General features: G+C 74.4%; 2 protein-coding genes. One reads left to right on the forward strand and one right to left on the reverse strand.

Going from position 1 to position 1,409, the window contains the following annotated elements:
- Nucleotides 1-93: 93 nt before the first annotated feature.
- A complete protein-coding gene (locus ACYVE9_RS26850; RefSeq protein ID WP_461030492.1) occupies nucleotides 94-465 on the reverse strand; it encodes an ArsR/SmtB family transcription factor in 372 nt (123 codons plus the stop codon).
- A gap of 211 nt (nucleotides 466-676) precedes the next feature.
- Here ACYVE9_RS26850 and ACYVE9_RS26855 point away from each other — a divergent pair.
- A partial coding sequence (locus ACYVE9_RS26855) for a SidA/IucD/PvdA family monooxygenase (RefSeq protein ID WP_461030493.1) occupies nucleotides 677-1,409 on the forward strand: 733 nt, incomplete at its 3' end.

Raw genomic sequence — 1,409 nt, forward strand, 5'->3', positions numbered from 1 at the left:
GGCCCGCCCGCCGCTGTCCGGTGCCGCGGGCCGGGCGGTGCCTGGAGGCGGGGCGGTGCCGTGGGCCGGGGCGGTGGCCGTCCCCGCGCGGTGTCAGTCCGCGTACCGGCCCAGCAGTTGTCCCATGGCGGCCACCACCGCGGGTTCGACGCGGTAGTACACCCAGGTGCCGCGCCGCTCGGAGGCGAGCAGGCCGGCCTCCTTGAGCTTCTTCAGGTGGTGGGAGACGGTCGGCTGGGAGACCCCCACGTCGGAGATGTCGCAGACGCAGGCCTCGCCGCCCTCGTGCGAGGCGACGGCGGAGAACAGGCGCAGGCGGACCGGGTCACCGAGCGCCTTGAACATGGCCGCGGTCCGCACCGCCTCCTCCGCCGTGAGCGGTCGCTCGTCCAGCGGCGGGCAGCACGGGGCCACGGGTGACGGCTCGACCGGCTCGGCAAGGGGCAGCACCTTCGGGTTCGCCATACGCCTATGTTCACACATGTCGAAGCAGCCACGGCGAGCCCGCCCCGCCGGGAGCCGCCCGGCGGTCGTCGGGACACTCCCCCACCGCACTCCCTTGCCCTGATACCGGCGGAACATTGATTCGATGAACGTCTATGTTGACGCTCATCGAAGCAGTCTGCCATGCTGGCACTCAAGTCATCGACCGATGCCGAACCAAGGGAGAGTCGCCGTGAACGCGTCCACCACCGCCCTGCCCGTCGTGGTCATCGGGGCCCATCTCGTGGGTCTGGCCGCCGCCGCCCACCTGCTCGGCCGCGGCCTGGAGCCGCTGGTCCTGGAAGCCGGTACGTCCGCGGGCAGCGCGGTGCGCGAGTGGAGCCACATCCGGCTGTTCTCGCCGTGGGCCGAGGTGATCGACCCGGCCGCCGAGAAGCTCCTGGCCCCCACCGGCTGGACCGCGCCCGAAGCGACCGCCTACCCCACCGGCGGCGACTGGGCCGAGCGGTACCTCCAGCCCCTGGCCGACACCCTCGGCTCCCGGGTCAGGTACGGGACCACGGTGACGGGCGTGTCCCGCCTGGGACGCGACCGCGTGGTGGACGCCGACCGCGCGCGGCAGCCCTTCACCGTGCACGTGCGCCACACCGACGGCACCGAACGGCGGCTGTCCGCCCGCGCGGTCGTCGACGCCTCCGGCACCTGGTCCACTCCCGCGCCGATCGGGGCCGACGGGCTGCCGGCCGTCGGTGAACACGCCGCGGCGGACCGTGTCTCCTACCGGGTGCCGGACCTCTCGGACCCGGCCGTCCGGGCCCGCCACCAGGGCCGGCGCACCGCCGTCATCGGTTCCGGAGCCTCTGCCTTCACCGCGCTGGCCCAGCTCGCCGCGCTGGCCGAGGAGGCGCCCGGCACGCACACCACCTGGGTGCTGCGGCGCGGCATCAGCGGCGCCACCTTCGGCG

It is taken from the genome of Streptomyces sparsus, assembly GCF_054776295.1.

Excerpts from the sequence above, each read along its gene's own strand:
- ACYVE9_RS26850 (WP_461030492.1), bottom strand. The coding sequence starts at position 465 with ATGGCGAACCCGAAGGTGCTGCCCCTTGCCGAGCCGGTCGAGCCGTCA.